The sequence below is a fragment of the Mycobacterium sp. URHB0044 genome, assembly GCF_000620625.1.
Taxonomy (GTDB): domain Bacteria; phylum Actinomycetota; class Actinomycetes; order Mycobacteriales; family Mycobacteriaceae; genus Mycobacterium.
Genome location: NZ_JIAW01000012.1, coordinates 96952 through 122305 on the forward strand (window position 1 = coordinate 96952; position 25354 = coordinate 122305).

The 25354-nt window shown below is 66.8% G+C and carries 25 protein-coding genes and 1 pseudogene; 17 read left to right on the forward strand and 9 right to left on the reverse strand.

Annotation, left to right across the window (positions count from 1 at the left end; genetic code table 11):
* Nucleotide 1: 1 nt before the first annotated feature.
* Nucleotides 2-1375, reverse strand: a complete 1374-nt coding sequence (locus tag N536_RS0123055) for an MFS transporter (RefSeq protein ID WP_231514609.1) — start codon at nucleotides 1373-1375, stop codon at nucleotides 2-4.
* Between the two features lie 140 nt (nucleotides 1376-1515).
* On the opposite strand from N536_RS0123055, the gene N536_RS0123060 reads away from it, so the two are divergent.
* The 5 genes from N536_RS0123060 to N536_RS0123080 all read left to right on the forward strand — a co-directional run bounded on the left by N536_RS0123060 (nucleotide 1516) and on the right by N536_RS0123080 (nucleotide 7009).
* Nucleotides 1516-2385 (forward strand): SHOCT domain-containing protein, encoded by an 870-nt coding sequence (locus tag N536_RS0123060; protein WP_029115770.1) that lies wholly within the window; start codon nucleotides 1516-1518, stop codon nucleotides 2383-2385.
* Between the two features lie 163 nt (nucleotides 2386-2548).
* Nucleotides 2549-3994 carry a basic amino acid/polyamine antiporter gene (locus N536_RS0123065; protein WP_029115771.1) on the forward strand — a complete coding sequence of 482 codons (1446 nt, stop codon included), beginning with the start codon at nucleotides 2549-2551 and terminating at the stop codon, nucleotides 3992-3994.
* 17 nt (nucleotides 3995-4011) lie between these two features.
* Nucleotides 4012-5277 (forward strand): arginine deiminase, encoded by a 1266-nt coding sequence (locus N536_RS0123070; RefSeq protein ID WP_036437327.1) that lies wholly within the window; start codon nucleotides 4012-4014, stop codon nucleotides 5275-5277.
* Nucleotides 5278-5350: 73 nt separating this feature from the next.
* Nucleotides 5351-6205, forward strand: coding sequence for a mycofactocin-coupled SDR family oxidoreductase (locus tag N536_RS0123075; protein WP_029115773.1), 855 nt, complete (start codon nucleotides 5351-5353; stop codon nucleotides 6203-6205).
* Between the two features lie 72 nt (nucleotides 6206-6277).
* Nucleotides 6278-7009 carry a dienelactone hydrolase family protein gene (locus N536_RS0123080; RefSeq protein WP_029115774.1) on the forward strand — a complete coding sequence of 244 codons (732 nt, stop codon included), beginning with the start codon at nucleotides 6278-6280 and terminating at the stop codon, nucleotides 7007-7009.
* Here N536_RS0123080 and N536_RS0123085 read toward each other — a convergent pair.
* Genes N536_RS0123085 through ddaH form a run of 4 tightly spaced genes read right to left on the reverse strand, consistent with a single transcriptional unit; the run spans nucleotide 7006 to nucleotide 11550 of the window.
* Nucleotides 7006-7887, reverse strand: coding sequence for a universal stress protein (locus tag N536_RS0123085; RefSeq protein ID WP_029115775.1), 882 nt, complete (start codon nucleotides 7885-7887; stop codon nucleotides 7006-7008). The genes N536_RS0123080 and N536_RS0123085 overlap by 4 nt on opposite strands.
* On the reverse strand, nucleotides 7884-9395 hold the full coding sequence (locus N536_RS0123090) for an amino acid permease (RefSeq protein WP_029115776.1): 1512 nt from the start codon (nucleotides 9393-9395) through the stop codon (nucleotides 7884-7886). Before N536_RS0123090 ends, N536_RS0123085 begins: the two co-directional genes overlap by 4 nt.
* A gap of 38 nt (nucleotides 9396-9433) precedes the next feature.
* A complete protein-coding gene (gene rocD, locus N536_RS0123095; RefSeq protein WP_081809349.1) occupies nucleotides 9434-10699 on the reverse strand; it encodes an ornithine--oxo-acid transaminase in 1266 nt (421 codons plus the stop codon).
* Nucleotides 10672-11550 carry a dimethylargininase gene (gene ddaH, locus N536_RS0123100; RefSeq protein ID WP_029115778.1) on the reverse strand — a complete coding sequence of 293 codons (879 nt, stop codon included), beginning with the start codon at nucleotides 11548-11550 and terminating at the stop codon, nucleotides 10672-10674. The genes rocD and ddaH overlap by 28 nt, the downstream gene beginning before the upstream one ends.
* Before the next feature lie 124 nt (nucleotides 11551-11674).
* Here ddaH and N536_RS0123105 point away from each other — a divergent pair, with 124 nt between their 5' ends.
* Together N536_RS0123105 and N536_RS0123110 are read left to right on the forward strand one after the other, a co-directional pair.
* Nucleotides 11675-12121, forward strand: coding sequence for an Lrp/AsnC family transcriptional regulator (locus tag N536_RS0123105; RefSeq protein ID WP_029115779.1), 447 nt, complete (start codon nucleotides 11675-11677; stop codon nucleotides 12119-12121).
* Nucleotides 12122-12143: 22 nt separating this feature from the next.
* Complete coding sequence (locus N536_RS0123110; RefSeq protein ID WP_369798463.1) at nucleotides 12144-13349, forward strand: NAD(P)/FAD-dependent oxidoreductase; 1206 nt, start codon at nucleotides 12144-12146, stop codon at nucleotides 13347-13349.
* A 68-nt stretch (nucleotides 13350-13417) separates the two neighbouring features.
* On the opposite strand, the gene mftR is transcribed toward N536_RS0123110, so the two are convergent.
* The gene (gene mftR, locus N536_RS0123115) at nucleotides 13418-14029 is read right to left on the reverse strand and encodes a mycofactocin system transcriptional regulator (RefSeq protein WP_029115781.1); all 612 of its coding nucleotides are present in this window, start codon (nucleotides 14027-14029) and stop codon (nucleotides 13418-13420) included.
* Between the two features lie 92 nt (nucleotides 14030-14121).
* Between mftR and mftA the strand changes: the two genes are divergently transcribed.
* From mftA to mftG, 7 genes are all read left to right on the forward strand, one after another.
* The gene (gene mftA, locus N536_RS41665) at nucleotides 14122-14217 is read left to right on the forward strand and encodes a mycofactocin precursor MftA (RefSeq protein ID WP_081809350.1); all 96 of its coding nucleotides are present in this window, start codon (nucleotides 14122-14124) and stop codon (nucleotides 14215-14217) included.
* A 2-nt stretch (nucleotides 14218-14219) separates the two neighbouring features.
* Nucleotides 14220-14519 (forward strand): mycofactocin biosynthesis chaperone MftB, encoded by a 300-nt coding sequence (gene mftB / locus N536_RS0123125; protein ID WP_036437331.1) that lies wholly within the window; start codon nucleotides 14220-14222, stop codon nucleotides 14517-14519.
* Entirely contained in the window at nucleotides 14516-15706 is a 1191-nt protein-coding gene (mftC, locus tag N536_RS0123130) for a mycofactocin radical SAM maturase (protein WP_029115783.1), read from the forward strand. The genes mftB and mftC overlap by 4 nt, the downstream gene beginning before the upstream one ends.
* A 2-nt stretch (nucleotides 15707-15708) precedes the next feature.
* Nucleotides 15709-16902, forward strand: coding sequence for a pre-mycofactocin synthase MftD (gene mftD / locus N536_RS0123135; RefSeq protein ID WP_029115784.1), 1194 nt, complete (start codon nucleotides 15709-15711; stop codon nucleotides 16900-16902).
* 134 nt (nucleotides 16903-17036) lie between these two features.
* A complete protein-coding gene (gene mftE / locus N536_RS0123140; RefSeq protein ID WP_029115785.1) occupies nucleotides 17037-17768 on the forward strand; it encodes a mycofactocin biosynthesis peptidyl-dipeptidase MftE in 732 nt (243 codons plus the stop codon).
* Nucleotides 17765-19177, forward strand: coding sequence for a mycofactocin biosynthesis glycosyltransferase MftF (gene mftF / locus N536_RS0123145; RefSeq protein WP_029115786.1), 1413 nt, complete (start codon nucleotides 17765-17767; stop codon nucleotides 19175-19177). The genes mftE and mftF overlap by 4 nt, the downstream gene beginning before the upstream one ends.
* An 8-nt stretch (nucleotides 19178-19185) precedes the next feature.
* Nucleotides 19186-20613: a mycofactocin system GMC family oxidoreductase MftG gene (gene mftG / locus N536_RS0123150; RefSeq protein WP_029115787.1), complete on the forward strand. Its 1428-nt coding sequence runs from the start codon at nucleotides 19186-19188 to the stop codon at nucleotides 20611-20613.
* Here mftG and N536_RS0123155 read toward each other — a convergent pair.
* Nucleotides 20606-21274 carry an aspartate/glutamate racemase family protein gene (locus tag N536_RS0123155; protein ID WP_029115788.1) on the reverse strand — a complete coding sequence of 223 codons (669 nt, stop codon included), beginning with the start codon at nucleotides 21272-21274 and terminating at the stop codon, nucleotides 20606-20608. The genes mftG and N536_RS0123155 overlap by 8 nt on opposite strands.
* 120 nt (nucleotides 21275-21394) lie before the next feature.
* Here N536_RS0123155 and N536_RS43085 point away from each other — a divergent pair.
* Nucleotides 21395-21588 (forward strand): annotated as a pseudogene (locus N536_RS43085) (TetR/AcrR family transcriptional regulator); the annotation flags it as partial.
* Here N536_RS43085 and N536_RS0123165 read toward each other — a convergent pair.
* Nucleotides 21554-22804, reverse strand: a complete 1251-nt coding sequence (locus tag N536_RS0123165; protein ID WP_029115789.1) for a cytochrome P450 — start codon at nucleotides 22802-22804, stop codon at nucleotides 21554-21556. The pseudogene N536_RS43085 and the gene N536_RS0123165 sit on opposite strands and share 35 nt — an antisense overlap.
* Nucleotides 22805-22942: 138 nt before the next feature.
* Here N536_RS0123165 and N536_RS0123170 point away from each other — a divergent pair, with 138 nt between their 5' ends.
* Together N536_RS0123170 and N536_RS0123175 are read left to right on the forward strand one after the other, a co-directional pair.
* Nucleotides 22943-24511: a carboxylesterase/lipase family protein gene (locus N536_RS0123170; protein ID WP_369798461.1), complete on the forward strand. Its 1569-nt coding sequence runs from the start codon at nucleotides 22943-22945 to the stop codon at nucleotides 24509-24511.
* 7 nt (nucleotides 24512-24518) lie between these two features.
* A complete protein-coding gene (locus tag N536_RS0123175) occupies nucleotides 24519-24872 on the forward strand; it encodes a nuclear transport factor 2 family protein (protein WP_029115791.1) in 354 nt (117 codons plus the stop codon).
* Between the two features lie 99 nt (nucleotides 24873-24971).
* On the opposite strand, the gene N536_RS0123180 is transcribed toward N536_RS0123175, so the two are convergent.
* Nucleotides 24972-25277, reverse strand: coding sequence for a hypothetical protein (locus N536_RS0123180; RefSeq protein ID WP_029115792.1), 306 nt, complete (start codon nucleotides 25275-25277; stop codon nucleotides 24972-24974).
* Between the last annotated feature and the right edge of the window lie 77 nt (nucleotides 25278-25354).

Sequence of the window (25354 nt, forward strand, 5' to 3'; positions counted from 1 at the left end):
TTCAGTCAGCTGACGCGGGCCGGCGCCGGTAGCACAACACCGCCGCCGACGCGGGCAGCAGTACTGCCGCCAGCACGAGAAGGATCGCGGTAATCCCTCCTCCCATCGACATGCCGCGCTGCTGCAGCATCTCGAGCACGGCACCCGATACCGCAACGCCGACACCCGCAAACGTGACCAGCGACGTCAACGTCAGCCCCGCGGCCGCGCCTGCGCGTTCCGGCGGAACGACCGCCTGCGTCGCCACCGTGGTGAATGCGTACACCAGGCCCATCGTGAAGCCGCACATCGTCAGGGCGCTCAGGTAGGGCACCCAGTCGTCGGTGATGGCCAGTGCCGCAAGCGAGATCGCGGCGAGCACGCCGGTGCCGCCGACGACCACGAGGGGAGCCAACCTCGTCGCGAGTCTGCCGGACAGGACGCCGCCGATCGCCGCACCTGCCGACGGGCCAAGGAACGCCAGACCGGCCACGAGGGGATCGAGGCCCCGAACCTGCTGCAGGTTCAGCGTCGACAGGTAGATCGTGATGGCGTAGGCGATGTTGCAGACGGTGCCCGCGACCACCACGACCACGAAGCGGGAGTCGCGAAGGAGCGAGAGGTCGACCAGCGGCCAGCGGATCCGTCTTTCCGCGATGACGAACGCGACCAGCAATCCGGCCGAGACGATGAACGCCGCGATCGTGGCGGGTGACAGCCACCCCCACGCCGAGGCTCGGTCGAAGGTCAACGTGAACAAACCGATCCCGATTGTGATCAGGGCAAGGCCGGTGACGTCGATGCGCCGCGGCACCGTGCTGTCCGAAGACTCGGTGATCGTCAGCGCGCCGATGGCGAACGCGCTTGCCGCCAATGGAACCAGCAGCCAGAAGACCCACCGCCAACCGACCGTCTGTGTCAGCAGGCCGCCGAATACGGGGCCGGCTGCATTGCCCAAACCCGCTATGCCGTAGGCCCATCCGATGGCACCTGCGGCCCGCGCAGCCGGGAATGCGTTGGTCAGCACACTCACCGACACCGGGAAGATGAACGCTGCGCCCAAGCCTTGCAGCGCACGGAAGATGACGACCGCGCCCACGGACGGCGCCAGCGCACAGAACACCGACGCGACGGCGAACAGCGCAATGCCACCCAGCAGTGCCCGGCGGCGCCCCAATACGTCGCCGATCCGTCCGGCCGGCACCATGAACGCCCCAAGCGTCAGCATGTAGACACTGATCACCCACTGCAGGTCGGTGGAGCTGCTGTGCAAATCTCGAGCCATCCGCGGCAGGGCCAGATTCATCGCGAAGTAGTCGATCTGCACGCAGAACAGTGCGGTCGACACGGCAGCCAGCACCCACCGGGACCGGGTGGTGCTCGCCGCCGGAGGCACGCACCGACGATATCGCGGCGGTGACGGCATCGATGTTAGCCACACAGTCACGCAACTCGGCCAAAAATCGCGACTTGACGTTACTCTGACCTGCAAGAGTGCCCGGCTGACGACGCCCGGCTGACCGAGGGGGATGGCAGATGTTGGGTCGCTATCTGAAGGCGCAGCTCATGGTGCTGCTGTGTGGTGGCCTGGTTGGGCCGATCTTCCTGGTGACGTACTTCTGGCTGGGTCAGATGAGCATCATCAAGTGGATGTTCTGGGTCGGTCTGCTGATCACCGCGGCCGACGTGCTGATCGCACTGGCGCTCGCGAACTACGGCGCCAAGTCCGACCACAAGACCCAGATGCTGGAGGCCACCGGGGTCTTGGCGCTGGCGCAGATCACCGGCATCAAGGAGACCGGAACCCGGATCAACGACCAGCCGCTGGTGAAGCTCGACCTGCATATCGAGGGGCCGGGTCTGACACCGTTCGACACGCAGGATTCGGTGATCGCCTCGGTGACGCGGCTGCCCATGATCACAGGACGCAAACTGGCCGTCCTCGTCGACCCGGTCACCAATCAGTATCAGATCGATTGGAACCGAAGCGCTTTGGTGACGGGAATCGTGCCTGCGCAGTTCTCCCTCGCCGACGACAACCGAACCTACGACCTGTCGGGGCAGGCCGGGCCGCTGATGGAGATCATGCAGATCCTCAAAGCCAACAACGTGCCGATGAACGGCACCATCGACATCCGGTCCAATCCCGCGGTGCGCCAGCAGGTGATGGACGTGGTACGTCGCACCGCGGCCCAGCAGGTGCCGCCGCCTGCGCACATGGCACCCCCGCCTGCGCCACCCCAGCCCCCACCCGTCGGCGCGTGGACTCCGCCGGTCGCAGCCATGGCGGCCCCGCAGCCGTCGACCGCACAGCGGTTGCAGGAACTGGAGACACTGCGCGCGATGGGCACCATCTCCGATGCGGAGTACGCGACGAAGCGCCAGCAGATCCTCTCCGACCTGTAGAAAGTTTGCTGGCGTAATGCCACCACGTCGGAACCACAAGGGATGCACCGGTTTCGGCAGTTCCAGTTGATCGATGCGGCCACCACGGCCGCGTTGATCGGATATTCTGCCCAGGTTCGAGGTCGTGGCAGTGTTGCCTCACTGAGAAGCCGGGGTGTGGACGATGGCAACTACCGAAGTGGAGACTGCACCGAAAGATCAGAAGGTCAGTCTTCCGACTCTGACGGCGATGGTCATCGGATCGATGATCGGATCCGGCGTCTTCCTCTTGCCGCGTCGGTTCGGCACCGAGACCGGCGTGCTCGGCGCCGTCATCGCCTGGACCATCGCCGGTACTGGAATGTTGATGCTGGCCTTCGTCTTTCAGCGCCTGGCGATGCGCAAACCGGATCTGGACGCGGGCATCTTCGCGTACGCCAAGGCAGGGTTCGGCGACTACGTGGGATTCAATTCGGCCATCGGATACTGGGCATCGGCCTGCGCGGGAAACACCTCGTATTGGGTGCTCATCACCGCAACGCTGAGCGCGCTTGTGCCGGGCTTCGGCGGCGGCGACACGGTGCTCGCAGTGGTGGTGTCCGCCATCTGTGTGTGGCTGTTCGCCCTGCTCGTAATGCGCGGCGTCAAGGACGCCGCGGTCATCAATTACATCGTCACCATTGCCAAGGTCGTGCCGATCTTGGTGTTCATCGTGATCGCGATCATCGCGTTCAAGGCCGACGTCTTTGCCGACAACTTCTGGGGCGGCGAGGGATACACGTTCGCGTCGATCTGGGACCAGGCCACCGGGACCATGCTGATCACGGTCTTCGTGTTCCTGGGCATCGAAGGCGCGAGTGTCTACTCGCGGATGGCGCGCAAGCGCGAGGACGTCGGACGGGCCACCGTCATCGGGTTCCTCGGTGTGCTGAGCGTTTTCGCACTGGTCACGCTGGTGTCGTATGGCGTGATGCCACAGGGCGAACTCGCCAACGTCAGTCAGCCGTCGATGGCGGCGGTGCTGGAATCCGTTGTCGGGCATTGGGGATCGATCTTCATCCGAGTGGGTGTGATCGTGTCCGTGCTGGGCGCCTATCTCGCTTGGACGCTGATGTCCGCCGAGGTTCTCTACATTCCCGCCAAGACCGATGACATGCCGCGATTCCTTGCCCGCACGAACAGTCACGGCGCGCCGGTCGCCGCGCTGATGATGGCGGCCGGGCTGATCTCGCTGCTGCTCGTTGCGCTGTTGTTCGCCTCTGACGCGCTGGATTTCATGCTCGACCTGACTGCCGCGCTATCGCTGATTCCGTATCTGCTCGCGGCCGCCTATGCGCTGAAGTTGACCGCAACCCGTGAGACCTACGGGGGTGGCAAATCGCTCGTTCCAGACATGGTGATCGCCGCGGTGGCAACGATCTACACGTTGTTTCTGATTTACGCGGCGGGATTCGACAAGCTGCTGCTGTCGTGCATCCTGTACGCGCCCGCCGCCGCGCTGTACTTCAAGGCCCGGCGCGAACGCAGTCTGCGAGTGTTCAGCCCCGCCGAACTGGTGTTGTTCGCCATCATCGTGGTGGGCGCCCTGGCCGGCGTGGTGAGCCTTGCAACCGGTGCGATCGAGATCTAGCGACGAAGGGACCGACCATGACGCAACCCACGAGCGCCACGCAACCCTCACAGGCCTACGGGGTGCACTCCGAGGTCGGCAAGCTGCACAAGGTGCTGGTCTGCTCGCCCGGCCTGGCCCACGAACGGCTGACCCCGACCAACTGTGACGAGCTGTTGTTCGACGACGTGCTGTGGGTGCAAAATGCGCGCCGCGACCACTTCGACTTCATGGACAAGATGCGCGACCGCGGCGTAGAGGTCGTCGAGTTGCACGACGTCCTGACCGAAACCGTCTCGGACCCGGCGGCGAAGGCCTGGCTGCTGGACCGCAAGATCGTGCCGAACGAGGTGGGCCTCGGGCTGGTCGACGACACCCGCGGGTTCCTGGACTCGCTGCCCTCCAGCCGGCTGGCCGAACTCTTGATCGGCGGCCTGTCCACGCGCGATCTGCCCGCCGAGATCAACTCGGGTTACCGGGCGCTCGCCCGCGAAGCGAGCGGTGTCACCGAATATCTGATGCCGCCGCTGCCCAACACCCTCTACACCCGCGACACCACTTGCTGGATCTACGGAGGCTTGACGCTCAATCCGTTGTTCTGGGCTGCCCGCCACGACGAAACCTTGTTGATGAAGGCGATTTACGAGTTCCATCCCGACTTCGTCGGCTCGCGGGTGTGGTGGGGCGATCCCGAAAGTGTCTGGGGGATGGCCACAATCGAGGGCGGCGACGTGTTGGTGCCGGGCAACGGGGTCGTCATCATCGGCATGAGCGAACGCACCTCGCGGCAGGCGATTACCCAGGTGGCCGCGACGTTGTTCGCCGAGGGCGCCGCCGAGAAGGTGATCGTCGCGGGCATGCCCAAACTGCGCGCGGCAATGCATCTCGACACCGTCTTCACCTTCGCCGACCGCGACGTGGTGACCATCTATCCGGACATCGTCGACAACATGCAGACCTTCACGCTGCTACCCGGCGACTCGGCACACGGTGTCGACGTGGTCGTCGAGTCGAAGCCGTTCGTCGAGGTGGTGGCCGCGGCGTTGGGTCTGGCGGAGTTGCGGGTCGTGGAAACGGGCGGCAGCCGGTACGACTCCGAGCGGCAGCAGTGGGACAGCGGCAACAACCTCGTCGCCGTCGAACCGGGCGTGGTGTTCGCCTACGACCGCAACATCCACACCAACTCGCTGCTGCGCAAGGCCGGAATAGAGGTCATCACGATCGTCGGCGCCGAACTGGGCCGCGGGCGGGGCGGCGGGCACTGCATGACCTGCCCGATCACCAGGAGCCCCGTCGACTACTGACTAGAACACGTTCCAGTTTTGCTGCTAGCCTGAGCGCAGTTATGCGCACCAGGCGGTGACGAAAGGACTGGCAATGGCGGCAGTTGACGGAACGCTCGAAGGCCGGGTGGCATTCGTCACCGGAGCGGCCCGCGGGCAGGGTAGGGCCCATGCGGTGCGCTTGGCCGCCGAGGGCGCCGACATCATCGCCATCGACGTCTGCGGGCCCGTCGCCGAGTCGATCACCTATCCGGCGGCGACGTCCGAGGAACTGGCCGAGACCGTGCGTGCGGTCGAGGCAGCGGGACGCAAGGTGCTCGCGCGAGAAGTCGACATCCGCGATCTCGCGGCCCAGCAGCAGGTGGTCGCCGACGGCATCGAGCAGTTCGGTCGGCTCGACATCGTGGTGGCGAACGCGGGCGTACTCAGCTGGGGCCGGATGTTCGAGATGTCCGAAGAACAGTGGGACACCGTCATCGACGTGAACCTGAACGGGACGTGGCGCACCATCCGCGCCGCGGTGCCCGCGATGATTGAGGCGGGCAACGGCGGGTCGATCATCGTCGTCAGTTCGTCGGCCGGGCTCAAGGCCACCCCGGGCAACGGCCACTACGCCGCGTCCAAACACGGTCTGGTCGCCATCACCAACGCGCTCGCACTCGAGGTGGGGGAGTTCGGAATTCGGGTCAACTCGATCCACCCCTACTCGATCGACACCCCGATGGTCGAGCGCGACGCGATGATGGCCGTGTTCAGCAAGTACCCGAACTACCTGCACGCCTTCGCGCCGATGCCGCTGCATCCGGTCAACCACGAGGGCAAGAAGGGGCTGCAGGAATTCATGACCCCAGAAGAGGTTTCGGACGTGGTGGCGTGGCTGGCCGGCGACGGCTCGGCAACCATCTCCGGATCGCAGATCGCCGTCGACCGCGGGACGATGAAGTACTGATCGTCGCGCCGACCGATAAGCGCTGAGCGAACGGCGCTGTCGTCACCGCTGGTGTCTCGGTACGTTCACGGCATGACTGCAGTGAGCACTTCGACGTTCGACTACGCCTACGACGGCCTCGACCTGGAGGCGGTGGTGGTATCCGGCGAAGATCCGAATGTGCCAACCGTGCTGGTGTTCCACGGCATGGAGGGCCGCAGCGACGCCCAGGTGGAGTTCTGCCACCGGCTCGCTGCGACGGGCTACCGGAGCGTGGCCGTCGACCTGTTCGGCATTGGCGTCAGCCGGGCCGTCGCCCTCGACGGCATGGACGCGGGTGCCGCCGCGATGACCGCCCTGATGGAGGACCGTGAGATGTTGCGCGACAGGATGTTCGGCGTCGTCGACATTCTCGCCGGGTCGCCTGGTGTCGAGCGCGACGCGATGGCCGCGATCGGTTTCTGCTTCGGCGGCCTGTGCATGCTCGACCTGGCGCGGCACGGAACGCACCTCAAGGCCGTCGCCAGCTTCCACGGCATACTCACGCCACCGCCGCAGACCCCCGATTCGCCGATCTCCACCCGCATCGCGGTCTACCACGGCTGGGAGGACCCGTTCGCTCCACCGGCCGACGTCGTCGCGCTGGGGGCCGAGTTGACTGCGCGGGGTGCCGACTGGCAGGTGCATGCCTACGGCCATGCGATGCACGCGTTCATGGCGCCGTTCGCCAACGCCCCCGAGCGGGGCATTCAGTACGACGCGACCACGGCGCGGCGCGCGTGGGCCAGCCTGCTCGACATGCTGGGGGAGACGTTCGACCGTTAGTTCGGTAGTGCCAGCACCGGGACCGGGCTGTGCCGGATGATCTTGGCGCCCTTGGAGCCCAGGAAGACCCGGGCGATCGCGCCCTGCGGCGACGTGCCGATGGCCAGCAGTTCGCCGTCGATCCATTCCGCGGCGTCGAGCGCCTGATCCCAGCCGTTGCCGGTGACCACCTGCAGTTCGACGTCGTCACCGACCAGCCCGCCGGTCTTCAACTCCGCCAACGCCTCTCGCGCATTTGCTGCCCAGGATTCGAGGATCGAATCCTCGGCGTGAAGTCCCACCTCGGGCGGGTACATGGTGCGGCCACGCACGGCGAACGTGATGACCCGCATCGGGACCTCGAGCCGTGCCGCGAGCGCCGCAACCCGCTCCACCACGTGCCGCGACTCGGGCGTGCCGGGGTACGCGCAGGTGATCCGGGTCAGTCCGTGCGTCTTGGAGCCGCGGTAGCCACGCGGGCTGATCGCCAGCGGCACGGGCGACGAGTGCAGCAGCCGGTCCGCGGTCGACCCGATCACGACCTGCCCGAGCTTGCCGTCGGCCGCAGAGCCCAGTACGAGCGCGTCGGCCTTCAATTCCTCGGCGGCGATGAGCAGACCCCCGGGCGCCGAGCGGTGCGCGTACTTGTGGAAGCCGACCTCGAGTTCGGCATCCAGTGCGCCGATGAGCTGCCGAGCCTGGGCCGCTGAGTCCGCCGCGAGTCGGTCGGCGTAATGCGCGTACTCGGCGTCGATGCGGGCCGGCGACGGCGTGGTCCACGGCTTGGGGACGACGGTGACGACCGCAAGCGACGTCCTCAGCGTCTTGGCCGCCTCGACACCGAGGTGCAGCGCCCCAAGCCCGCCCTTGCCGGCCAGGTAGCCGACGACGACGGTCATTGACCATCCCTCGGCGGAGTGAGTTCGTCTGGCGGCAGGAGCACTTCGTCCTCCGTCGGCGCGGCGGTCGGGATGAGGCCGTCGCCCCCGTCGTTGAGCGCGCTGTGATGCCTGCTCCACAGCAAGTAGAAGACCAGCGCCACCGCGACCCAGATGCTGAACGCGATCCAGGTGTACCAATGCAGGCTGTAGAGGATGTAGCCACACGCGAGGATCGACAGAACCGGTGTGACCGGGTACAGCGGCACCTTGAACGCGCGGGGCAGGTCTGGCTCGCGGACCCGCAGAATGATCACCCCGAGCGAGACGATGATGAATGCGACGAGGGTGCCGATCGACACCATGTCGGCAAGCTTGTCGAGCGCCACGAAGCCGGCCAGGATCGAGACCACGACGGCAACGATGATGGTGTTGCCGACCGGCGTCATCGTCTTCGGGTTGACCTTGGCGAACCGGGCAGGCAGCAGACCGTCGCGCCCCATGGCGAAGAGGATGCGGGTCTGTCCGTACATCACCACCAGGGTGACCGAGAAGATGGAGATCACGGCACCGGCAGCCAAAACGGTGCTGGCCCAGGTGCTTCCGGTGACGTTGTCGAGGATGGTGGCCAGGCCGGCCTCCTCCTGATTCTCGAACTCCTGCCAGGGCTGGGTGCCGAGAGCGGCGACCGTCACCAGCACGTACACGCTGGTCACGATGATCAGTGCGGCGATGATGGCCTTGGGCATCGTGTGCTGTGGATCCTTGACCTCGTCGCCTGCGGTGGAGACGGCGTCGAGACCGATGTACGAGAAGAAGATCGTGCCTGCAGCCGCGCCGATGCCCGCTACTCCGAAGGGGGCGAAGTCGGCGAAGTGGTCGGCGTTGAAGGCGGTGAACGCGATGATCGCGAACAGCGCCAGCACGCCGAGCTTGATCACCACCATGACGGTGTTCACGGCTGCCGACTCGCTGGCGCCCCTGATCAGCAGAAGTGCACACATCACGATCAGCGCGATCGCGGGCAGGTTGACCCAGCCGGGATCGGCGTCCCATGGCGCCGCAGTGAGAACGTGCGGTATCTGCACGCCGAACAGGTTGTCGAGCAGCTTGTTGAGGTAACCGCTCCATCCCACGGCAACCGCGGCGATCGATACGCCGTACTCGAGGAGCAGGCAAGCCGCGACGCCCATCGCGACGAATTCGCCGAGCGTGGTGTACGCGTACGAGTAGGTCGAGCCCGAAACCGGTACCGCCGACGCCAATTCGGCATAACAGATGGCGGCAAGCCCCGCAGCGATGCCCGCGATGATGAACGAGACGACGACGGAGGGCCCGGCACCCGGCACCGCCACCGACAGCACGAAGAAGATGCCGGTGCCGACCGTGGCGCCGACACCGAACATCGTCAGCTGGAAGGTTCCGATTGTCCGGTGGAGGTGATCGGATGCCCCATGGGCGACGGGTGCTCCGATCACGGGTCGACGCCGCAGCATCTGCTCGGTGAGGCTTACGTTCGGCGATGTCATGGTGCCTCCTGAGCAGGCTGCGGAGCTGTGAGTCGAACTTAACCCTGTTCTGCCAGTACGGCAGCGAAACGATCCACGGCCCAGTCGATCTCCGACTCCGTGATGACCAGCGGCGGTGCAAAGCGCAGGGTGGACCCGTGGGTGTCCTTCACCAGGACGCCACGCTCGGCCAGCAGCAGGCTGACGTGCTTGCCCGTCCCGCGCGCGGGGTCGAGGTCCACACCGGCCCACAGCCCGCGTCCACGCACCGCAAGCACGCCGTGACCGATCAGATCACGCAGCCGACGATGCAGATGATCACCGAGTTCGGTTGACCGGGACTGGAACTCGCCGCGCGCGAGCATGGCGACAACGGTCGCGCCGATTGCGGCAGCCAGCGGATTGCCGCCGAACGTGGAGCCGTGCTCGCCGGGATGCAGGACGCCGAGGACGTCGCGGTTGGCTACCACTGCGGACAGCGGAACGACGCCGCCACCGAGTGCCTTGCCGAGGAGGTAGACGTCGGGCACCACGCCCCAGTGGTCGCACGCGAAGGTGCGCCCCGTGCGGGCAAGGCCGGACTGGATCTCGTCGGCGATCATCAGCACGTTGCGCTCGGTGCACAGCGCACGCACCCGGGGTAGGTACTCGTCCGGCGGCACGATGATGCCCGCTTCGCCCTGGATGGGTTCCAGTAGTACCGCGACGGTGTTCTCGTCGATCGCGTCGGCCAAGGCGTCGGCGTCACCGAACGGCACCGCGCGGAACCCCGGCGTGTACGGGCCGAAGCCGCGGCGTGCCGTCTCGTCGTCGGAGAAGCTGATGATGGTCGTGGTGCGACCATGGAAGTTGTTGTGCGCCACGATGATATTGCCTTGACCGGCCGGTACGCCCTTGACGTCGGTGCCCCACTTGCGGGCCACCTTGAGGCCGCTCTCGACGGCCTCGGCACCGCTGTTCATCGGCAACACCATGTCCTTGCCGCACAGCTGCGCCAGCGCCGCACAGAACGGGCCCAGCCGGTCGGAGTGGAACGCGCGACTGACCAGGGTGACGGCGTCGAGTTGGGCGTGCGCCGTTGCGGTGATCTCCGGATTGCGGTGCCCGAAGTTCACCGCCGAGTACGCCGCAAGGCAATCCAGGTAGCGACGTCCCTCGACGTCGGTGATCCACGCACCCTCCGCGGAGGCGGCGACGACGGGCAACGGCGAATAGTTGTGCGCCGCGTACCGATCGTCGACCGCGATCGCGGCCTCCGTGATGCCACCAGGACGGGTCGTCACGGTATCGAGGATGGTCACGAGTACACCTCCAGCGTGCAGCATTTGACGGATCCGCCGCCCTTGAGCAGTTCGGAAAGGTCGACGCCGATCGGTTCGAAGCCGGCGTCGGCGAGTTGCGCGGCGAAGCCGACCGCCGCCGCGGGATGGACGACGTGCAGGCCGTCCGATACGGCGTTGAGGCCGAGTACGTACGCGTCGGCAGTGGCCACCTCGATCGCGTCGGGGAACAGTTCCCGAAGCCGGGCCCTAGACGCGTCGCTGAACGCGGGTGGGTAGTACGCGATGGTGCTGTCGTCGAGAACCGCCAGCGCCGTGTCGAGGTGGTAGAAGCGGGGATCGACCAGTTCGAGGCTGACGAGCGGCATGCCGATCATCTCCGCGATCTCGTCATGCGCCCGGCGATCGGTACGGAAACCGTAGCCCGCCAACACCATCGGGCCGACGACGAGCAGGTCGCCCTGGCCTTCGTTGGTGTGCTTGGTGTGCAACGGCGGGTAGCCGTAGCTGGCCATCCACTCGGCGTACGCGATTGCTTCGTCCGCGCGCTGGGGATAGGCGAAGCGGGCGACCACTGCGCGGTCGCCGACCATCAGACCGCCGTTGGCGGCGTAGACCATGTCGGGCAGACCGGCGACGGGCTCGACCACCGCGACGGTGTGGCCCAGCGACTCGTAGGTGCGGCGAAGAACGTCCCACTGCCGGGTCGCAAGATCTGCGTCGACCGGCGTCGAGGTATCCATCCAGGGGTTGATCGCGTACTCGACGGTGAAGAACGCGGGAGGGGTCATGGCGTAGTGGCGGAGGCTTGCGGTACGGGATCGCTGCGACGTTGCGGCGACATCTGACAGCGGGCCCGCTTCCGGAGCGGTGCCGGCGAAATCGGAAATCGTCATGTCATAGACGATATTGACCGCGATCGACGCAATCAATCGCCACTCATTGCGTATTGCCACGTGGTCTATTGCGCCAGAGCTATGATTGCGGCGATTTATTGTGCGAAATGGGAGTGTGGCTCAGATGGACCGTCTCGATGACACCGACGAGCTGATTCTGGCCGAGTTGGCGGAGCACGCCAGGGCCACGTTCGCCGAGATCGGGCAGCGGGTGAACCTGTCCGCACCCGCCGTCAAACGGCGCGTGGACCGGATGCTCGACAACGGCGTGATTCGAGGCTTCACCACCATCATCGACCGCAACGCGATCGGCTGGAGTACCGAGGCGTACGTACAGGTGTACTGCCACGGCACGATTGCGCCCGACGAACTGCGCGACGCCTGGGTCGACATCCCGGAAGTCGTCAGTGCCGCAACGGTGACGGGCACGTCCGACGCCATCCTGCACGTCCTCGCCCGCGACATGCGGCACCTGGAGGTCGCGCTGGAACGCATACGCTCGAGCGCGGACATCGAGCGCAGCGAGAGCATCGTCGTTCTGTCGAACATCATCGAGCGCACGCGCCCGTGAACGCAGGGTGGCGCACATCTCGCTGCGGCCATCGTGTAAGAAAGCGCACGTGACTACTAGTGGGGGAATCGTCATCGTCGGTGGTGGGCTGGCCGCGTCGCGGACTGCCGAGCAGCTGCGCCGCGCCGCGTACACCGGACCGATCACGATCGTCAGCGACGAAGACCACCTGCCCTACGACCGGCCGCCGCTGTCGAAGGAGGTGCTGCGCGCCGAGACCGACGAAGTCGCGCTGAAGCCGGCCGAGTTCTACGAAGAGAACGACATCACGGTGCTGCTGGGTGCGGGCGCGACGGCGCTGGACACCGCGGCGCAAACGGTCACGCTGGCCAACGGCGACGTCATCTCCTACGACGAGCTCGTCATCGCGACGGGCCTGGTGCCCAAGCGCATTCGCTCGCTGCCCGACCTCGAGGGCATCCGGGTGCTGCGCACCTTCGAGGAGAGCCTCGCGCTGCGCAAGCACGCCGGTTCGGCCAAGCACGCGGTGGTCATCGGCGCCGGATTCATCGGCTGCGAGGTCGCGGCCAGCCTGCGCACACTCGGGGTCGAGGTCACCCTCGTCGAGCCGCAGCCGTCGCCGCTGGCGTCGGTCCTCGGTGAGCAGATCGGCGGGCTGGTCGCCCGGCTGCACCGCGCCGAGGGCGTCGACGTGCGCTGCGGGGTGGGGGTCACCGGCGTCACCGGTACCGACCACGTCGAGAAGGTGGTGCTGTCGGACGGCACCGAGCTGGACGCCGACATCGTGGTGGTCGGCATCGGCTCCCGGCCGTCGACCGACTGGCTCGAGGGCAGCGGCGTCGAAGTCGACAACGGCGTGGTCTGCGACGCGGCAGGTCGCACCTCGGCGCCCAACGTCTGGGCGATCGGCGACGTGGCGTCCTGGCAGGACGTCTCCGGTCACCAAGTGCGCGTGGAACATTGGAGCAACGTCGCCGAGCAAGCCAGGACCATCGTGCCGACGATGCTGGGCAGCGAAGCGCCGACGGCCGTGGTGGTGCCGTACTTCTGGAGCGACCAGTACGACGTCAAGATCCAGTGCCTCGGCGAACCCGAGGCCGACGACGTGGTGCACGTGGTGGAGGACGACGGCCGCAAGTTCCTCGCCTACTACGAGCGCGACGGCGCCGTCGTCGGCGTGGTCGGCGGCGGCATGCCGGGCAAGGTGATGAAGGCGCGGAACAAGATCGCCAACGCCGCGCCCATCTCCGACGTCCTCCCCGCCTGACCCTCCAGCGATTCGGGCACACGCAGTCGCGGTCACCGCAACCGCGTGTGCACGAACCGTGAGGGGGTTTAGTGCTCCGTGCGCCCGAGTTCGGCGAGGCCTGCGCTGACGGTGTCGAACGCCTCGCCAAGCGCCTGCGGGAGTGACTGCGATTCGTCGGCCAGCCAGTGCCCATAGGCCGATAGGGCGACGCCGAGCATGGTCCAGGCGACGGTCTGGGGCATCAGATCCTCGGCCTTGGCGCCGACCCTGCGGGCGACGAACGCGGCGACGACGCCGCGCCAGCCCGCGTACATCGTCATGGAATACGCCTGCAACGTCGCGGTCTCGAGAATGAGGCGCATGCGCTTGCGATGAACGGCGGTCTCTGCGTCGTCGAAGCTGTTGAACGCCAACAGCGCCGAGCGCAACGCGACACTGACGGGCACGTCCTTGGGCACTTCGTCGAGCAGGTCGCGCATGTGATCGAGGTAGGCGTCGAAGTCACCCCACGGGATGGCGTTCTTCGACGAGTAGTAGCGGAACAGGGTGCGACGGGCGATCCCGGCGGCATGCGCGACGTCGTCGACGCTCACCTCGTCGAAGCCGCGACTGGTGAACAGATCGAGCGCGACGTCGGTGATGTGATCTTGAGTGGTCGAGCGGCGTCGTCCCACGCGAGGGCCAAGATCACGGCGCATTCGATCCCACCCTTCCATTTAGGCACTCGATGCCATATTATTGCGACCTCGGTCACATTATGCCGAGACACACGACCCGAAAGGTAGTCCCCATGGAGCCGAATCAGCAGGTGGAAGCGCAAGAAGAGCTCGTCACCGAGTCGCTGGTCGAAGAGGTTTCGATCGACGGCATGTGCGGGGTCTACTGATCGTGTCGGCTCCCGCTGCCGACGCAGTGGCGTTCGACTCCGATCTCGGCTGGCGGCTGCACCACCAGGTGGCGGTGCGGCCGGAGCCGTTCGGGGCATTGCTGTATCACTTTGGCACCCGGAAACTTTCGTTTCTGAAGAACCGCACCATCCTCGAGGTGGTGAACTCACTCGACGAGCACGCCGACGCCCGCTCGGCGCTGCGCGCGGCGGGGGTCGACGATGAGCAGCAAGCGCCCTACCTGCACGCGCTGAGCGTGTTGGTTTCATCCAAGATGCTGGTACGCAAGGAGACGACATGACCACCATGCAGCCAGTACCCCGGTTGGTCGACCAATTCGAACACGGGCTGGACGCGCCGATCTGCCTGACCTGGGAGCTCACGTACGCCTGCAACCTGTCGTGCGTGCACTGCCTCTCCTCGTCGGGCAAGCGCGACCCCCGTGAACTGTCCACGCGGCAGTGCATGGACATCATCGACGAGCTCGAGCGCATGCAGGTGTTCTACGTGAACATCGGCGGCGGTGAACCGACTGTGCGGCCGGACTTCTGGGAACTCGTCGACTACGCGACCGCGCATCACGTCGGCGTGAAGTTCTCGACCAACGGCGTACGGATCACGCAGGAGGTCGCTGCCAAGCTGGCCGCCAGTGACTACGTCGACGTGCAGATCTCCCTCGACGGTGCCACGGCCGAGGTCAACGACGCGGTGCGTGGCCCCGGCTCCTTCGCGATGGCGGTGCGCGCGCTGGAGAACCTCGCGGCCGAAGGATTCAAGGACGCGAAGATCTCCGTCGTCGTCACCCGCCACAACGTCGACCAACTCGACGAATTCAAGGCGCTCGCAGACCAATACGGCGCAACGCTGCGCATTACCCGGCTGCGGCCGTCGGGTCGCGGCGCGGACGTGTGGGACGAACTGCACCCGACCGCCGCGCAACAGGTCCAGCTGTACGACTGGCTGGTGTCGCACGGTGACGGCGTGCTGACCGGTGACTCGTTCTTCCATCTGTCCGGACTCGGCGAACCCGGTGCGCTGGCCGGTCTGAATCTGTGCGGGGCCGGCCGGGTGGTGTGCCTGATCGATCCGGTCGGTGACGTGTACGCCTGCCCGTTCGCCATCCACGACAAGTTCCTCGCCGGAAACATCCTGTCCGATGGCGGTTTTGACAACGTCTGGAAGAACGCTCCGTTGTTCCGTGAGTTGCGCGAGCCGCAGTCCGCAGGCGCGTGCGGCAGCTGCGGGCACTACGACAGCTGCCGCGGCGGCTGCATGGCCGCGAAGTTCTTCACCGGCCTGCCGCTCGACGGCCCCGACCCGGAGTGCGTGGTCGGCTACGGTGAGCCCGCGCTGGCGCGGGAGCGGAACAAGCCACGACCCAGCGGCGACCACTCCCGCAGCGGTGGACGCAAGGGTCCGATCCCGCTCAAGCTCCTGGCTCCTCCATCCAAGCCACCCAAGGCTTACTGCGACGAAAGTCCCGTCTGATCATGGCCCGCGACACCTGGTTCGAAACCGTAGCCATCGCCCAACAGCGTGCGAAGAAGCGGTTGCCCAAGTCCGCCTACTCGTCGCTGATCTCCGCGAGCGAGAAGGGCGTGTCGGTCTCCGACAACGTCGAGGCCTTTGCCGAGCTGGGCTTCGCCCCGCACGTCATCGGCGCGACGGAGAAGCGTGAGATGGCGACAACGGTTATGGGACAAGACATTTCGATGCCCGTCATCATCTCGCCGACCGGTGTGCAGGCGGTCCATCCGGACGGCGAGGTGGCCGTTGCCAGGGCGGCGGCCGCCCGCGGCACCGCGATGGGACTGTCGTCGTTCGCGAGCAAGCCCATGGAGGAAGTGACCGCCGTCAACGACAAGATCTTCTTCCAGATCTACTGGTTGGGCAGTCGCGACGAAATCGCCGAGCGGGTGCAGCGCGCCAAGGATGCCGGTGCGGTCGGCATGATCGCGACGACCGACTGGAGTTTCTCGCACGGCCGCGACTGGGGTAGCCCCAAGATCCCCGAGCGGATGGACCTCAGGACGATGCTCAAGATGTCGCCTGAGGTGCTCACCAAGCCGCGATGGCTGTGGAGCTTCGGCAAGCATCTGCGTCCGCCGGACCTGCGGGTTCCCAATCAGGGCAGGCGCGGCGAGCTGGGCCCCACGTTCTTCGAGGCCTACGGCCAGTGGATGGGAACCCCGCCGCCGACGTGGGAGGACATCGCGTGGCTGCGCGAGCAGTGGGGCGGCCCGTTCCTGCTCAAGGGCATGGTCCGCGTCGATGACGCGAAACGCGCTGTGGATGCCGGTGTTTCGGCGATCACGGTGTCCAATCACGGTGGCAACAACCTGGACGGCACGCCAGCGGCGATCCGTTGCCTGCCTGCGATCGCGGAGGCGGTCGGTGATCAAGTCGAGGTTTTGCTGGACGGTGGCATCCGCCGGGGCAGCGATGTCATAAAGGCACTGGCACTTGGCGCACGCGCCGTGATGATCGGCCGGGCCTACTTGTGGGGCCTGGCGGCCAACGGGCAGGCCGGCGTCGAGAACGTGCTCGACATCCTGAGCGGGGGCATTGACTCGGCGCTGCGGGGTCTTGGCAAGGCGTCGATCCACGACCTCTCCGCCGACGACATTCTGATCCCGCCGGACTTCGCTCGGGCTCTCGGCGTGCCCGGCGGCGGGACCGCCTGACGTCACCGCCTTCGCTGCGCGGCAATGCGGTGGTACAGGCGTGGCAGACGTGGCTGGCGTGGTCGCTTGCGGGGCTTGATCGGATGAATCCGAAATCAACGGCTACGCATACGCCAACAATTGGCGCACACCAGGTGAATTCGGCCTACCATCGGCGGGTGGCCTTCCCTAGCGAGCTCGGGGACTCGACGACGAGGCAGCTCCACAACCTGTCGCCCGCGTTGATTATCCCGCTCGGTTCTACCGAGCAACATGGGCCGCACTTGCCGTTGGATACCGACACGCGGATCGCCACCGCCGTTGCTAGAACTGCATCCGAGAAGTTGTCGGGTGAGTGGATGACGGCGCCGGCGGTTGCCTACGGTGCCAGTGGCGAACACGAAGGATTTCCGGGCACCGTGTCGATCGGTACCGCTGCCCTGCGACTTCTGTTGATCGAGTACGGCAGGTCCGCCTGCCAGTGGGCGTCCCGCTTGGTCTTCGTCAATGGCCACGGCGGAAACGTCCAGGCCGTTGCTGAGGCGACCGCGCTGTTGCGTGAGGAGGGCCGCGACGCGGCGTGGTGCCCGTGCACCGTAGCGGAGGGTGACGCGCACGCGGGCCATACCGAAACATCTGTATTGCTACATATTTCGCCGGAAGTCGTGTGGACCGACGAATGGGCACCGGGCAACGGGGCTCCGCTGGCGGAACTGATCGAGCCGATGCGTCGCGGTGGTGTCGCAGCGGTCAGCCCGGTCGGGGTACTGGGGGATCCGACCACCGCGTCGGTGGCCGAGGGCGCTCGCCTCTTCACCGAAATGGTCGACACGTGCGTCCGCCGGATCGAGGCGTGGAATCCAAATGGTGGGGGGATGCTGACGTGACGGGACCGCGCTTGCCGGACGGGTTCGCCGTACAGGTGGACAGGCGGGTGAAGGTGTTGGGCGAGGGCTCGGCCCTGCTGGGCGGGTCGCCGACCCGGCTGCTGCGACTGGCGCCCGCCGCGCAGACCATGCTCTCCGGTGGCCGTCTGGAGGTGCGCGATGCGCAGAGCGCGCAGCTGGCACGCACGCTGCTCGATGCCACCGTCGCCCATCCTCGGCCGGCGACAGGGCCGTCCCATCAGGACGTCACTGTCATAATTCCAGTGCGCGACAACGCATTCGGTCTCAACCGGCTGCTGCGGACGCTGCGCGGGATGCGCGTGGTCGTGGTGGACGACGGCTCGACGCAGCCCGTCAGTGCCGACGACTTCGACGGTACGTACTGCAAGGTGACGGTGCTGCGGCACGGCAGGAGCAGGGGCCCGGCGGCCGCCCGCAACACCGGGCTGGCGGCATGCGAAACCGACTTCGTGGCCTTCCTGGACTCCGACGTGGTGCCGCGCCGTGGGTGGCTCGAGGCGCTGCTCGGGCACTTCTGTGATCCCGCGGTCGCCCTGGTGGCGCCGCGAATCGTCGGCCTGCGCGAGCCCGAGAACCTGGTGGCCCGCTACGAGGCCGTCCGGTCGTCGCTCGACCTCGGGCACCGCGAGGCGCCGGTGGTGCCCTATGGGACGGTGTCCTACGTACCCAGTGCAGCCATCATCTGCCGCCGTACGGCGCTGGACGAAATGGGCGGGTTCGACGAGACGTTGAAGTCCGGCGAGGACGTCGACCTGTGCTGGCGGCTCATTGAGGCCGGCGCGCGGCTGCGCTACGAACCCATCGCCCTCGTCGGCCACGATCACCGCACCGAACTACGAGAGTGGTTCGCGCGCAAGACATTCTACGGGACCTCGGCAGCTCCGCTCGCGGTTCGCCACCCCGGCAAGACAGCGCCCCTGGTGATATCGGGCTGGACGCTGATGGCGTGGATACTCATGGCGATGGGTTCGGGCTTCGGCTACCTCGCGTCGACCATCGTCGCCGCGATCACGGGCCGACGGATCGCGCGGTCGCTGAGCACCGTCGAGACCGAACCGACAGAGGTTGCGGCGTTGGCCGCAAAGGGGCTGTGGTCCGCCGCGCTGCAGCTGGCGTCCGCGATCTGTCGGCACTACTGGCCCGTTGCTCTCGTCGCCGCGGTGTTCTTCCGCCGCTGGCGCCATCTGGTGCTGGTGGCGGCCGTCGTCGATGGCGTCGTCGATTGGGCCACCCGCAATGCGGACACCGATGACGAGGTGAAACGCGTCGGGCTGCTGACCTACCTCTTGCTCAAACGGCTCGACGACATCGCGTACGGCCTCGGGCTGTGGACCGGTGTCGTCAGGGAGCGCCACCTGGGTGCGCTCAAGCCGCAGATCCGGACCTGACGCACGCCTTGGCCGATGTCCTCATAGTTGGTGCCGGAAGTGCGGGCTGTGTTCTGGCCGAACGGCTTTCACGCGATCCGGACTGCCAGGTCACGGTCGTGGAGGCGGGTCCCGGCCCGTCTGACCCGAAGGTCATGGAGCAAATCAGCGACGGCCTGCGACTGCCGATCGGCGACGCCAGTTCGGTGGTGCGGCGCTATTCGACCGTCCTGACCGATTCGCCGCGCCGCGCCGCGGTGATCATGCGCGGGGCGGTGGTGGGTGGCTCCGGTGCGGTGAACGGCGGCTACTTCTGTCGCGGCCTGCCCGGTGACTTCGACGCGTGGGACCTGCCCGGTTGGGCGTGGGACGACGTGTTGCCGCACTTCGTGGCGATCGAGAATGATCTCGACTTCGACGGACCGGTGCACGGCTCCGACGGCCCGATGATCATTCGGCGCGTCGCCGAATTCGAAGAGGGCGCAGCATCTTTCGTTGAAGCGGCGCGCGCTCTCGGTTACGGCTGGGTCGCCGATCTGAACGGTTCGACGCCCGCGGACCCGCTGGCGGCCGGCGTCGGTCCCGTCCCGCTGAACATCGATGGTGGTACCCGCGTCGGGCCGGGTGGAGCGTTCCTGGGGCCTGCGCTGCATCGGCCGAATCTGCGGGTGCTCGAGCAGATGCGCGTCGCCCGCATCCGGATCGCGGGCGGCAGGGCAAGCGGTGTCGAATGCCACGGACCGGCCGGTCGGACATATCTGGCGGCAGACCGAATCGTGTTGTCGTCCGGCGCAATAGGATCGGCGCACCTGCTCATGTTGTCCGGCATCGGGCCCGCGGCGACGTTGACGTCTGCCGGTGTGCGGGTGCTGGTTGATCTGCCGGTAGGCAGCCGATGCTCCGATCATCCGGAATGGGTACTGCCGGTGAACTGGCCCGCCGCGCCGGGCCGACCGCCCCTGGAGGCCGTGCTCACCACGCCCGACGGACTGGAGATCAAGTCGTACACGACAGGCTTCGCGGCGATGACGGGTGCGCGCGGGGCCGACCCGGCGGACCGACCGCATCTCGGGGTCACCCTGATGCGGCCGCGGTCGCGCGGCAGGGTCACCCTGGCGTCGGCGGACGATACGGTGCCACCGGTGATCGAGCACCGGTACGACAGTGAGCCTGCGGACGTCACCGCGCTGGAGGCGGGCGCGGACCTCGCGCACGAGCTGGCGGGAACGGGTTACGAAGTGCGCGAATCATTCTGGTCGACGTCGCAGCATCTGTGCGGGACGGTCCCGATGGGCACGAACGAGGATGCGTCGGCGCTCGACGCGCACTGCCGGGTGCGTGGCGTGGACGGGCTGTGGGTGATCGACGGGTCGATCATGCCGTCGATCACGAGTCGGGGTCCGCACGCCACCATCGTCATGATCGGGCACCGCGCGGCCGAGTTCGTGGTCAGCTGACCCCGTTCAACCTGACCAGTGCTTCGGCGAGCAACGTCGCGGCGACCACGCCGTCGATGACCGGCACGCCCAGGCGCCGCGTCAGGGGGACGGCGAACTTCGCCATCGCGGCGCAGCCCAGCACGATGGCCTTGCTGCCATCCGACGTCAGGGCCGCCTCGCAACGGTCACCGATCGGACCGATCGTGCTCGGATCGGAGTCGATCGACAAGACGGGAATGTCGCAGGCGTACACGCCGAGGCACTGGCTTGGCGTGTGGGCCTTGGCCAATTCCCATCCGCGCGGAACGGTGGCCGACATCGACGTCACGACGGAGAAGCTGCCTGCGGCCAGTGCGGCGGCGTGCATGGCAGCCTGGGCGATTCCGAGCACCGGCACGTCCACCAGGTCGCGCACCTCGTCGAGTCCGGGGTCTCCGAAGCAGGCCACCACGTAGGCATTCGGCCGCTCGTGTTGGGGCCGCGCCAGCGCAGTGCGCACCTGATCGAGAAGCCCGGGTACGCAACGGCGTTCGTCGTCGTCGTTCTCGATGCTGGCAGGACCGACCGTGGGATTGGTGGCCTCCACGACGGTGCCCGATCCGGCAACGGCTGCCGCTGACGCCTTGATCGCGGCGGTCATCGACGCCGTGGTGTTCGGATTGATCAGCAGCAGGCGCACCCGCTCAGCGTAGGCGTCGATCAGTCGCGATGCCGACCGAGCCGGCGCAGCGCCAACGATCTCCTGGCCGCGGCCTTCATGAGCCGCATCCCGCCGCCGTCGATGCCCCCCGAGATGCGCTCGCTGCGGGAACGCATTGCGCAGCAGTACTCGGCTCCGTTCGACGTGATCTTCGCGCGTTCGGGCGGATCAGCACACTCGCGGAGTTCGACTACCGGGCGGTGGCGGTGGCTGCCGTCGACGGCTTCCTCAAGTGCTTCGCGAAGGACTCCGGCGGGACTACCGCAGCGAGTAGCGAATCGGAAGGTGTTTGAGTCCGCCCACGAACGTAGTGGCGGAAAGCTCAGGCGGACCGGCCAATTCGATGGAATCCAGCCGCGGAATCAACTCGGTGAACAGGCTGCTCATCTCCATCCGCGCCAGGGCGGCGCCAAGGCAGAAGTGGACGCCGTAACCGAACGCGACGTGCTTGTTGGGATTGCGGCTCACGTCGAATCGGAACGGCTCGTCGAAGACCTCCTCGTCGCGGTTGCCTGAAACGTAGGCCAGGTACACCGAATCGCCCTTGGCGATGTCGACGCCGCGCACCGTGGTATCGGCCGTCGCGGTGCGCATGAACTCCTTCACGGGCGTCGACCACCGGATCATCTCCTCGACGGCGGTCGGCATCAACTCCGGGTCGTCGCGTAGCCGGCGGAGCTCACCAGGATTCTCGATCAGCGCGTGCAGGCCGCCCGAGATGGCGTCCTTCGTGGTGTCGTGTCCGGCGGTGGCGACGATCACGTAGTAGGACGCGGTGTCGACGTCGGAGAGCGGTTCGCCATCGACGCGACCGTTGGCGATGGCCGACGCCAGGTCGTCCGTCGGGTGCTCACGCCGAGAGGCGGTGAGTTGGGTGAAGTAGGCGAAGAACTCGAGCAGAACCTGAAGCTGTTCCTCCGGGGTGCTGCCGCGCTTGTACTCGTCGTCGTCACCCCCGAACAACTCCTGGGTCAGGGAGTGCATCCGGCCGAAGTCCGACTCGGGCAGACCCAGCAGCGACATGATCACGTACAGCGGGAAGTTCACCGCGATTTCGGTGACGAAGTCACATTCGGGCCCCACGTCGCGCAACTTGTCGACGTAGCGCTTCGACAGCTCGTCAACGCGCACCTTCAGATCGCGCATCGCCTTGGGCCGGAACCAGTCGGCCCCGATCGTCCGCACTTTCCGGTGGTGCGGGTCGTCCATGTGAATCAACGTCCGCAACCCCATCCCCGACTCGAGTTGGGCCTTCGCGATGTCGTCGCCCTCGGCGGTGGCCAGCAGGGGACGGGGCCCGTTGATGAAGAGCTCGTTGTCGCGTTCGATGGCCATGATGTCGGCGTGCTTGGTGATCGCCCAGAACGGCCGGTAAGGCGGATTGTCCACCCACGCAACGGGATTGTTCGCACGCAGGTGGGTGAGGGCAGTGTGCAACCGCTCGTCGTCGGCGTAGGCCGTCGGGTCGGCCAGGACTTTGGCGGCATCGTCCATCGTGGGCGTGCTCATGAAGGCTCCTCAACGTACGGGCTGGAAGTTGACGGGTGTCAACTAGAGTCTAGGTGGGTGTAGTCGGCGCCACGCGCCGAATCCATCGATCCGTCGTCGCCTACCCTCGAAGTCGTGCAGCCCGTACCAACTCGGAGCGTGGTCAGGCTCGTCGCGGTGGTACTGCTGCTGATCATTGGCTGCGGTCGAGGCGACGGAGCGGTCGCCGTGGCGCCGCCGCCAAGCGACCCGGCGCTGGTGCAGACCTCGACGGGAACCGTCCGCGGCGTCGTCGCGCCCGACCATCGGCTGTTTGCCGGAATCCCTTACGCCGCGCCACCCGTCGGCCCACTGCGGTGGCAACCGCCGTTGCCCCCGGCGCCGTGGCCGGGAGTCCGGGACGCGACACGCTCTGGTCCCCGCTGCCTGCAGGACACCGGTGATCTCGAGCTCGGGCGGCAGACCGACGAGGACTGCCTGTCGCTCAACGTCTGGACTCCACCGGTCGCGCCCGACGAGCGGCGGCCGGTGATGGTCTGGATCCACGGCGGCTCCTTCACCAGTGGCAGCAGCGGGATCTACGACGCGCGCTGGCTGGCGTCCCGCGGCGACATCGTCGTCGTCACCATCAACTACCGGCTCGGTGCGCTCGGCTTCCTCGCGCATCCCGGCCTCGGCACGTCGGACGTGGGCAACTACGGGCTGGCCGACCAGCAGGCGGCGCTGCGCTGGGTGCGGGAGAACATCGGTCGGTTCGGCGGAGACCCCGGCAAGGTGACCATCGCCGGCGAGTCGGCGGGTGGGATGTCGGTGTGCGACCACCTCGCCGCCCCGGGATCGGCGGGCCTGTTCCGCGGCGCGATCATCCAGAGTGGTCCGTGCCAGGCGCAGGTCGCACTGCCCGAGGCGCAACGGGCCAGCCTCGACTACGCGCGTGAAGCCGGCTGTGGCGACCCGGCCACGGCGGCCGCCTGCTTGCGCGCGTTGCCTGCCGACAAACTGCGAAAGCCCGTGTGGTACTACCATATTGGCGATGATGCCCTGAGCGGACCGGTGACGGGGACGGATGCGCTGCCCGTCGATCCGATGACGGCGTTCGCCAGGGGCGAGGCGGCGAAGGTGCCGGTCGTGATCGGCAGCAACCGCGACGAATTCACCCTGTTCGTGGCGCTGCAGTACCTGCAGCAGGGCAAGGACTTGACGCCCGAGCAGTACCCGCACGAGTTGTCCGGCACGTTCGGTGCCAACGCTGGCGCGGTGGCGGCCCACTATCCGCTTGACCGTTATGGGGGCAGTGCGCCGTTGGCGTACTCCGCTGCCGTCACCGACGGCGTTTTCGCCTGCGTGGCCGACCGCATCGGGGATTCCCTGGCCGCCAATGCTCCCGTCTACGCCTACGAATTCAACGACCGCAGCGCGCCCGCGCCGGAGCCCATGCGCACCTTGCCCTTTCCCGTCGGCGCCAGCCATTCGCTGGAACTGCGGTACCTCTTCGACGTCGGTGGCGCGCCCCCGCTGAATCCAGCGCAGCAGGTCTTGTCCGACCAGATGATCGACTACTGGAGCCGATTCGTCGCCACCGGCGCCCCCGACGTCGAGCATCAACCGGACTGGCCGGAAGTCGCAACGGGAGAAAATCGGTTGTCACTGGCGCCGGGTGACGTCAAAGTGGTCACCGACTTCGACCAGTCGCACCAGTGCCCGTTCTGGGCCGGCCTGAAGGGATGACGTAGAGGTGCCAACGCCCGCCCCGACTGCCTTCGCCGACGCGTGGGTGCGGGCCTGGAACGCTCACGACGTCGAAGCGGTGCTCGCGCACTTCCACGACGACGTCCTCTTCAGTTCGCCGGTGGCGGCGCGGGTGCTGCCCGAAACCGGGGGAGTGGTGCGGGGCAAGGCCGCGCTGCGCCACTACTGGGTGACCGCGCTGGAGCAGCTGCCCGATCTGCACTTCGAGGTGATCGACGTCTACCGGGGCGAATCGCTGTTGGTGATCAACTACCGCAATCACCGCGACGAGCCGGTCAACGAGGTGTTGATGTTCGACGGCGATCTGGTCCGTGAGGGCCACGGCACCTATCTGGCGTAGCCCCGGCACTCGAACAGCGCCGAGACTGCTGAGAGATCGAAATTCCGTCGCGAATCGCGATCTCCCCGCAGTCTCGAGGCGTTAGGGCCGGCGATGGGCCTACTTCCTGGAAACCAAGCCCTTGAGCGTCGCATTCGCCACAGCGAGATCTGCTCGGACGGACCAAACCGGATGAGCGGACAGCATGCGCAGGGACTGAGCCAGATTGCCCTCGACGGCATGCCCCGCGACCAGGACCATCGACCCTGCGGCGAAGATTCCGGCGGCAACGCGTGGCCGGCCCGATACCAGCGCGATGGCGGTCGGGACGTTCGAATAGTTACCGATTACCGCGCACCAGCGGTTGAACGCGGTCAGGTGCTCACCCCGGTGCTCAGCTGCGAATTCGTCGTACGACGCGGCCATTCCTCGAGCGTCCCACACGCGGTGCGGCGAAACTAGCAAACGAACAAACGGTCTGCGCCGAGACTGCTGGGAGATCG